We start from the raw sequence: 10794 nt of genomic DNA on the forward strand, positions 1-10794 counted from the left end.
ACTTTATCTTAAAAAGGGGAGGCGCACACATATGGAAATAACTTTTTATCCGTTAACAAATGCTCAAAAACGTATCTGGTATACAGAAAAATTCTATCCGAAGACAAGTATTTCAAATCTAGCCGGGTTCGGGAAACTCATTTCTGAAGACGGCGTACAGGCTCATTACGTTGAGAAAGCGATACAGGAATTCGTCCGGCGGTATGAGTCGATGAGAATCCGTCTGCGGCTTGATGATGAGGGGGAGCCCGTTCAATATGTGAGCGAATACCGTCCGCTCTCTATCGGGCACACGGATATCAGGCAAGCCGGCTGCTCTGCGGACGAGCTGTCAAAATGGGGGCGTGAAGAAGCTGGCAAGCCTCTGGCGTTATATGATCAGGATTTATTCCGTTTTTCCGTGCACACGATCAGTGAAAATGAGGTCTGGTTTTACGCTAATGTGCATCACATTATTTCAGACGGGATTTCCATGACGATTCTGGGCAATGCGATTACTGATATTTATTTGGAGCTTTCAGGCGGGACAAGTGGGGAACAGACGGAGATTCCTTCTTTTATCGAGCACGTGCTGACAGAGCAGGAATATGTGCAGTCGAAGCGGTTTAAGAAGGATCGGGACTTTTGGAACGGGCAGTTTGAGACCGTGCCGGAGCTTGTGTCCCTGAAACGGAGCCGGGCAGATGCGGGTCTTGATGCGAAACGGTTTTCTCAAGAAATTCCTCACGACTTATATTGCCGCATTCATTCATTCTGCGAGGAGCATAAAGTCAGCGTACTGTCTCTGTTCCAGTCAGCTCTGATCACTTATCTCTACAAAGTGACCGGCCGGGATGACGTTGTCACGGGTACGTTTATGGGAAACCGGACGAATGCGAAAGAAAAGCAGATGCTCGGGATGTTCGTATCTACGGTGCCTGTGCGGACAAGCGTTGACGGAGGACAGTCATTCTTGGAATTCGTTAAAGGCCGGATGAAGGATCTGATGAAAATTCTCCGCCACCAAAAGTATCCGTATAACCTGCTTGTCAATGATTTGCGCGCTTCGAAAAGTTCGCTGAGCAGATTGTTTACGGTGGCTCTGGAGTACCAGGTGATGCAGTGGCAGAAAAAAGAGAATCTGTCCTTCCTGACAGACCCTATTTTCAGCGGAAGCGGTACAAATGATATTTCGATTCATGTGAAGGAACGATGGGACACCGGGAAATTGACGATTGATTTTGACTATCGCAGCGACATTTTCAAGGGGGAAGAGATTGAATCTGTTTCTGAACGTTTGATCACGCTGATTGAAGATGCGATTTCATCTCCTGATCGCATAATTGATGAACTTACTCTTCTTTCTGAATCCGAGAAAGAGCGGCTGCTGAAACGAGCCTCCGGCAATCCGGTGAATTACCGCAAGGAGATGACGATACCGGGGCTGTTTGAAGAGAAAGTGAAGTCACTGTCTGACAAACCCGCGGTTGTGTATGAAGGCCGAACATTGTCCTATCGCACATTGCATGAACAATCAGGCCGTATTGCCGGACGCCTTCTTCAAGCCGGGATATCAGCCGATTCTCCTGTCGCGGTGGTGCTTGGCCGTTCTGAGCGTATCATTGCGGCAATATTGGGAATTTTGAAAGCGGGCGGCGCCTATGTGCCGATAGATCCTGATTTTCCGGCGGATCGGATTCAGTACATTTTGGAGGACAGCGGAGCGAAGGCTGTTCTGACGGAGGCCGGAATACAGGCGCCTGCAACGGATGCCGAACGGATTGATTTTGACGAGGCTGTTCAGTATGAGACGGCTGCGGACGGTGTCAGCACACAATCAGACCGGCTGGCTTACATCATCTACACGTCAGGTACAACGGGGCGTCCGAAAGGCGTGATGATTGAGCACCGGCAAGTTCATCATTTGGTGCAATCACTGCAGCAGGAGATTTATCAATGCGGTGAGCAGACGTTAAGAATGGCGCTTTTGGCTCCGTTTCATTTTGATGCGTCCGTCAAACAGATTTTTGCCTCGCTTCTTTTGGGACAGACGCTTTATATCGTGCCGAAAACGACTGTGACGAATGGCTCGGCACTGCTGGACTATTATCGTCAAAACCGGATTGAAGCCACTGACGGAACGCCTGCGCATCTGCAGATGATGGTTGCGGCGGGAGATGTCAGCGGAATTGAATTGCGCCACATGCTCATTGGGGGAGAGGGCCTGTCCGCGGCTGTTGCCGAGCAGCTGATGACGCTCTTTCATCAATCGGGCAGGGCGCCGCGTCTGACGAATGTCTACGGGCCGACAGAAACGTGCGTAGATGCGTCCGTGCATCAGGTGTCAGCCGATAACGGAATGAATCAACAGGCGGCATACGTTCCGATCGGAAAACCGCTCGGCAACGCCCGTCTGTATATATTGGATAAGCACCAGCGGCTTCAGCCCGACGGCACGGCCGGTGAGCTGTATATCGCGGGTGACGGTGTAGGCCGCGGCTATTTAAATCTGCCGGATTTGACCGCAGAGAAGTTTTTGCAGGATCCGTTTAACGGAAGCGGCCGCATGTACCGCACGGGTGATATGGCGCGCTGGCTGCCGGACGGGACGATCGAATATATCGGCCGTGAAGATGATCAGGTGAAAGTCCGCGGCTACCGCATTGAGCTGGGAGAAATTGAAACGGTGCTCAGAAAAGCTCCGGGCGCGGCGCAGGCCGTCGTGCTGGCACGGCCGGATCAGCAGGGCAGCTTAGATGTCTGCGCATATATCGTTCAGGAAAAAGGAACCGAGTTTCACCCTGCCGAGTACAGAGAGTATGTGTCAAAGCACCTTCCTGATTACATGGTGCCCGCTTACTTTACAAAAACGGACGAAATCCCGCTCACGCCGAGCGGGAAGGCGGACCGCAAAAAGCTGTTTGCGCTTGATGTGCAGGCTGTCAGCTCGTCCGAATATGCCGCGCCGAGAAATGAAACGGAGGAAATGCTCACCGTCATCTGGCAGGAAGTCCTCGGAATGGACAAGGCGGGCATTTATGATCATTTCTTCGAGTCAGGCGGTCATTCATTAAAGGCCATGACGCTTCTGACGAAAATTCATAAGCAAATGGGCGTTGAAATTCCGCTGCAATACTTGTTTGAGCATCCGACGATTGCAGCGCTTGCCGATTATGCGGAAAACCGAAACGAAGGACCGGCATTCAGTGCGATTGAGCCGGCTGAGAAGCAGGCGAGCTATCCGCTTTCGCTCGCTCAGCAGCGGACTTATATCGCGAGCCAATTTGAAGACGCGGGAGTCGGATATAACATGCCGGCTGCGGCCATGATTGAGGGCGCTTTAGACCGTGAAAAGCTTGAGCGTGCATTTTCTGCCTTAATCAGCAGGCATGAAGCGCTCAGAACATCGTTTCAATCAGAGGACGGCACGCCGAGACAGGTGATTCACGAACATGTTCCGTTTCATATTGAAATGATCGAAGCGCGCGGAAGAACGAATGAACAGGTCATGAAGGACTTTGTGCGCCGTTTTGATTTATCTGAGGCGCCGCTGTTCAGAATCGGCCTGCAAACGCTCGGTCACAATTGCCATATGCTGCTGTTTGATATGCATCACCTGATTTCTGACGGAGTGTCTATTTCCATCATGCTGAAGGAACTGGCTGACATCTACGGCGGAAATCAGCTGCCTGAATTGCGCATTCAATATAAAGATTATGCCGTATGGCAGGCGGAACGGGCGAAAGAAGGCTACAAGAAGGAGCGGGCGTACTGGAAAGAAGTCTTCAGCGGCGAACTGCCGGTGCTTCAGCTGCTCCCTGATTATCCGCGGCCGCAGGTGCAAAGCTTTGAAGGTGACCGCGTGTCCGCCAAGCTGCCGAAAATGCTGCGGGAACGGCTGCAGAAGCTTGCCGAGAAAAACGGAGCCACCCTTTACATGGTGCTGTTATCAGCATACTACACGCTGCTTTCTAATTATTCGGGACAGGAAGACATCATCGTGGGAACACCGTCAGCGGGAAGAAATCACTCTGATACCGAGGGGCTTATCGGGATGTTTGTCAACACGCTCGCGCTGCGAAGCTCCGTAAAGCAGGATCAGACATTTGCCGGCTTGTTAGGTCATGTGCGCAAGCAGGTGCTGGATGCGTTTTCTCATCAGGATTATCCGTTTGAGTGGCTGACCGAGGAGCTGAACGTGCCCCGGGATATGAGCAGGCATCCGATATTTGACACGATGTTCAGTCTGCAAAATGCTTCGGACGGTATTCCGGAGATCGGTAATCTGACGCTGTCTCTTCATGAAACAAACTTCAATATCGCCAAATTCGACCTGACCATGCAGGCTCGGGAAACAGCGGAAGGCCTTGCGCTTGATTTGGATTATTGCACGAAGCTGTTTAAGCGCTCAACTGCGGATCGCATGCTTGCGCACTATGTCCGTCTGCTGGAGAGCGCGGCAGCTCAGCCGGATGTGAAAATCAGCGAATATGATCTGCTTTCTGAACGGGAGGCTTTGACTCAATTACAGCAGTTCAACCCGGAACGCACGGTATACCCGAAAGAGCAAACGATCGTGCAGATCTTTGAAGAACAGGCCCGAAAGAACCCTGACCGGACGGCTCTTCAGTTCGAAGGGGAAACCCTGTCGTATCAGCAGCTGAATGAACGCGCCAACAGGCTTGCGCGGCATATTCTTTCAGTCGGAGGCGGCGGGAAAACCGCGGCTGTTCTGTGTGAACGGTCAATGGATATGATTGTTTCCATTATGGCTGTGTTAAAAGCGGGGGCCGCCTATGTGCCGATTGATCCTGAGCATCCGGTTCAGCGGATTCAGCATTTCTTCCGCGACAGCGGGGCGAATGTGCTCCTGACTCAGCAAAGCCTCAAGCTGCTTGCGGAAAAGGCCGGTTTTCAAGGCGTCATTGTGCTTGCTGATGATGAGGCGAACTATGAAAAGGACTCTTGCAATCCAGCATTGCCGTTTGATTCCAAAACGATTGCCAATCTCACTTATACATCGGGCACGACGGGAACGCCGAAAGGAAACATCGTCACACATGCCAACATTTTGCGGACGGTAAAAAACACGAACTATTTGACCGTTTCTGAAGAGGACACAGTGCTCGGTCTGTCAAACTACGTCTTTGACGCTTTTATGTTTGATATGTTCGGTTCGCTGTTAAACGGTGCAAAGCTTGTAATCGTCCCGAAAGATACGGTGCTGGATATGTCACGTCTGTCCCGTGTGATCAAACGGGAGAACGTCAGCATTCTGATGATTACGACGGCCCTGTTCCACCTGCTTGTTGATATGGAGCCGTCCTGTCTGACGACGCTTCGGAAAATCATGTTCGGGGGCGAAAGAGCGTCTGTAGAACATGTCAAAAAGGCGCTTGCGGCAGTCGGAAAAGGAAGACTGCTTCATATGTACGGCCCGTCGGAAAGCACGGTGTTTGCGACATACCATCCGGTGGATGTCATTGAAGAGGATACGCTCTCCGTTCCGATCGGGAAACCGGTCAGCAATACGGAAGTCTTTATCATGAACTCAGCCGGACGCATTCAGCCGGCGGGTATCGCGGGAGAGCTGTGCGTCAGCGGGGAAGGTCTCGTAGAAGGCTACTACAACCGCCCTGAACTGACGGAAGAAAAATTTGTAAAGCATCCGTTTAAGGAAGGTGAACGGATGTATAAAACGGGCGACTTGGCCAGATGGCTTCCGAATGGCGATATCGAGTTTATCGGACGTATCGACCATCAGGTGAAAATTCGCGGTCAGCGGATTGAGCTTGGCGAAATTGAGCATCAGCTTCAAAGTCATGACCAGATTCAGGAATGCATTGTGCTCGCTGTGGATCAGGGCGCGGGTGACAAACTTCTTTGCGCGTATGTTGTCGGCCTCAGGGAAATCTCTTCCCGGGAGCTGAGGGAGCATACGGAGAAGGATCTTCCGGCTTATATGATTCCGTCCGTCTTTATTCAATTGGATGAACTGCCTCTTACAGGGAACGGAAAAATCGACAGGCGGGCGCTGCCGATGCCGGATGTGACCGCAGCGAATGACGTGTCATATACGGCGCCGCGCAATGAAACAGAACAAAAACTGGCGGATATTTGGGCTGAGGTGCTGCAAATGGAGCGGGTCGGCGTCCATGATCAGTTCTTTGAGATCGGGGGCCACTCGTTAGCAGGGATGAAACTGCTGGCCCTTATCCAGAAGACATTCGGCGTGCAGCTTACCTTAAAGGATCTGTTCACTTCTCCGACGGCTGCGGGGCTGGCGCAGCTGATTGAAGGGGCTGAGCGGAAAACGGCAGAGAGCATCGCACCGGCTGCCGAGCGGGAAACGTATCCGGTTTCTTCACCGCAGAAGCGGATGTTTGTGCTTCAGCAGCTGGAAGGCGCTGAAACAAGCTATAACATGCCGTCTGTGCTCCGCTTAAAAGGAAAGCTTGATGCAGAAAAGCTGAAATCCGTCATGAAACAGCTGACAGAACGTCATGAAGCCTTCAGAACGACATTTGACATAAAGGATGGAGAAACGGTTCAGCGCATATGGGCGGAAGCTGATATCGACATGGAATATTATGAAGCCTCTGAAGAAGATGCTGAACGGATTATTCAGAGCTTTATCCGGCCGTTCCGCCTGGATCAGCTTCCTCTCGTCAGAACGGGACTGGTCAAGCTGGCTGAACATGACCACCTGCTGCTGTTTGATATGCACCATATCATTTCGGACGGCGCTTCAGTCGGCGTGCTGATAGATGAACTGTCCCGCTTGTATGGCGGCGAAACGCTTGAGCCGCTCCGGATTCATTATAAAGACTATGCGGTATGGCAGCAGAAATTTATTCAATCAGAGCAGTACCGCAAGCAGGAGGAGCATTGGCTTCGGGAGCTTGACGGCGAGCTTCCGGTATTGACGCTGCCGGCTGATTACAGCCGTCCGGCCGTGCAAACCTTTGAAGGAGACAAGCTGGTCTTTTCTCTGACTGGGGAACAGACGTCGGCTCTTCGCAGTCTTGCGAAACAAACGGATTCTACCATGTACATGGTGCTGCTGGCGTCATACAGCGCTTTTCTCTCAAAATTGAGCGGACAGCATGACATTATTGTCGGCTCTCCGGTTGCGGGACGGTCACATGCGGATCTCGCTAACGTCATCGGTGTGTTTGTGAATACACTCGCGCTTCGGTCGTATCCGGAAGCGGACAAAACGTTCACAGATTATCTTGAAGAAGTAAAACAAACCGCTTTACGTGCATTTGATGCGCAGGATTATCCGCTTGAGGACCTTCTGCAAAAGATTGAGGTGCAGCGTGATACGAGCCGAAATCCGCTGTTCGATGCGGTATTCTCAATGCAAAACGCAAATGCTGAAGATCTGGTCATGGAAGGAATTGAGCTGAAGCACCATCCGTTTGACAGAAAAACAGCCAAGTTTGACCTGACAATGACGGCTGAGGACACAGACGAAGGCTTAACGTTTGTGCTTGAATATAACACCGGGCTGTTTAAACCGGAAACGGCAGAGACATGGAAGCATTACTGGCTTCAACTGTTAGAAGCCGCAGCGGAAAATCCGGCTGCGAAGCTTTCTGAGCTTTCATTGGTGAATAAAACAGAAAAACAAGCTCTCCTCAACGCATGGAAAGGAAAAACAATTTCTGTGCCGAGGGACAAAACGGTTCACCGTCTCTTTGAAGAAACGGCCGCCCGCCACGCGAACCGGCCGGCCGCGGCATACAACGGCGCGAAATGGACGTACGGCGAGCTGAACGCAAGGGCGAACCGCATCGCGCGTATCCTCATGGACTGCGGCGTCACGGCTGACGAACGTGTCGGCATTTTGACGAAACCGTCCTTGGAAATGACCGCGGGCGTACTCGGCGTCCTGAAAGCGGGCGCGGCATTTGTGCCGATTGATCCCGAATACCCGGAAGAGCGGATCAGCTACATTCTGCAGGACAGCGGCGCCAAGCTTCTTCTCACACAGGAAGCGCTGGACGTGCCGGAAAGCTACAAAGGAGAAACGATCCTGCTTGACGGCGGCCGCTCCATTCTGAGCCTGCCGCTTGATGAAAACGATGAAGCGAACCCGCAGACGGAAACAACGGCGGATCATCTCGCTTATATGATTTACACGTCAGGAACGACCGGACAGCCGAAGGGTGTCATGGTCGAACACCATGCGCTGGTGAACCTGTGCTTCTGGCATCACGACGCATTCGCCATGACGGCGGATGATAAAAGCGCCAAATACGCGGGCTTCGGTTTTGACGCCTCCATCTGGGAAATGTTCCCGACATGGACCATCGGCGCGGAGCTTCACGTCATTGACGAAGCGATCCGGCTGGATATCACCCGCTTAAATCACTATTTCGAGGAGAACGGCGTGACCATCACCTTCCTGCCGACGCAGCTGGCCGAACAATTTATGGAGCTGGAAAATACCTCTCTCCGCATGCTTCTCGTCGGCGGCGACAAGCTGAAGCGGGCGGTGAAACAGCCGTACACGATCGTCAACAACTACGGCCCGACGGAAAACACCGTCGTCGCGACCAGCGGCGTCATCAATCCGGAGGAAGGATCGCTTTCGATCGGACGGGCGATTGCCAATACGAGAGTTTATATTCTCGGCGACGGCGATCAGGTACAGCCGGAAGGCATTGCCGGTGAATTGTGTGTGGCCGGCCGCGGTCTTGCGCGCGGATACCTGAACCGTGAAGAAGAAACGGCGAAGCGGTTTACCGCAGATCCGTTCGTGCCCGGCGAGCGCATGTACCGGACCGGCGACCTCGTCAAATGGAACGCGCAGTGCGGCATCGAATACATCGGCCGTATCGACCAGCAGGTCAAAGTGCGGGGCTACCGGATCGAACTTTCAGAAATCGAAGTCCGCCTCGCCCAGCTTGCGGACGTTCATGACGCAGCGGTGACGGCGGTGGAAGACAAAGCGGGCAATACCGCGCTTTGCGCCTATGTCGCGCCTCGGCAGGACGATATTGAAGCGCTCAAAGCCGCGCTGAAAGACACGCTGCCTGACTACATGGTGCCGGCGTTCTGGGTGGAGATGGACGAGCTTCCGGTCACCGCAAACGGAAAGATTGACAAAAAAGCCCTGCCGGCGCCTGACATTGAAGCGGGAAGCGCCGTATATAAAGCGCCGGAAACGGAGATGGAGACGCTGCTTTCAGACATTTGGCAGGAAGTGCTCGGTCTTGACCAGATCGGCGTAAGCGATAATTTCTTCACGCTCGGCGGCGACTCGATCAAAGGCATCCAAATGGCGAGCCGTCTGAACCAGCACGGCTACAAGCTGGAGATGAAGGATCTCTTCCAGCATCCGACCATCGAAGAGCTTGTCTCTTATGTGGAGCGGACGGAAGGCAAGCAGGCCGACCAGGGCCCTGTCGAAGGCGAAGCGGAGTTAACGCCGATCCAGCGCTGGTTCTTTGAACGAAACTTCACGGACAAACACCACTGGAACCAATCCGTCATGCTTCACGCGAAAGACGGCTTTGATCCGGAGATAACAGAAAAAACATTACATGTCCTGACGGTGCACCATGATGCGCTCCGGATGATTTATCGTGAACAAAAACCGTATTACAGAGGGCTTGAGGATGCGTCTGCTGAACTGAACGTCTTTGAGCTGAACGGACCTGCTGAAGACCATGAGGACCGTATCGAAAGGGAAGCAGACCGTCTTCAAAGCAGTATTTCACTGGAAACAGGACATCTCTTGAAGGCCGGGCTCTTCCGGGCTGAAGATGGAGACCACCTTCTTCTCGCAATCCATCACTTAGTCGTGGATGGTGTATCTTGGCGGATTTTACTGGAGGATTTCACGTCCGTTTATACGCAGCTGAAGCAAGGCAATGAACCGGCGCTGCCGCCGAAAACACATTCATTCGCCGAATTTGCTGAGAGAATCAAAGAATACGCAAATACGAAGGCGTTTCTGAAAGAAGCGGATTACTGGAGAGAGCTTGAGGAAAAAGAGGTATGCACTCAGCTTCCGAAAGACAGGCAGTCTGGTGATCAGCGCATGAGACATACGAGAACAGTCAGCTTCTCTCTGACGCCTGAACAAACTGAACAGCTGACGACAAACGTACATGAAGCCTATCACACCGAAATGAACGACATCCTGCTCACGGCGCTCGGACTGGCGCTGAAAGAGTGGACGGGGGAAGACACGATCGGCGTTCATTTGGAAGGCCACGGGCGCGAAGACATTCTTGACGGCTTGAATATCACCCGGACGGTCGGATGGTTTACGAGCATGTATCCGATGATCCTTGAGATGAAGCACGCCGACGATCTTTCATATCAGCTGAAACAAATGAAAGAAGACATCAGACACATCCCGAACAAAGGAGTCGGCTACGGCATTCTGCGTTATGTAACGGCGCCTGAGCATAAAGAGAATCTTTCATTTGAGATTGATCCGGATATCAGCTTTAACTACTTAGGCCAGTTTAATGAGATGTCGGATTCCGGTTTATTTACAAGATCCGGGATGCCGTCAGGGCAATCGCTGAGCCCTGACACAGAGAAGCCGAATGCGCTTGATATTGTCGGATTTATAGAAAATGGGCAGATGACGATGACGTTTGCCTATCATTCTCTCGAATTTCATGAAAAAACCATTCAATCGTTCAGTGACAGCTTTAAAGGGTACCTCCTGAAAATCATAGATCACTGCTTGGCCCAAGACGGATCTGAGCTTACGCCTAGTGATCTTGGCGATGATGATCTGACGCTTGATGAACTTGATAAATTAATGGAAATTCTCTAACAGAAAAG

General features: G+C 52.1%; 1 protein-coding gene. It reads left to right on the plus strand.

What is annotated here, in order from left to right:
• Window positions 1-31 precede the first annotated feature (31 nt).
• Window positions 32-10786, plus strand: a complete 10755-nt coding sequence (gene srfAA / locus SB724_RS14655) for a surfactin non-ribosomal peptide synthetase SrfAA (RefSeq protein WP_410571703.1) — start codon at window positions 32-34, stop codon at window positions 10784-10786.
• Window positions 10787-10794: the final 8 nt, after the last annotated feature.

The organism is Bacillus sp. SIMBA_031, from assembly GCF_046535225.1.
In the GTDB taxonomy this organism is placed as follows: Bacteria; Bacillota; Bacilli; order Bacillales; family Bacillaceae; genus Bacillus; species Bacillus velezensis.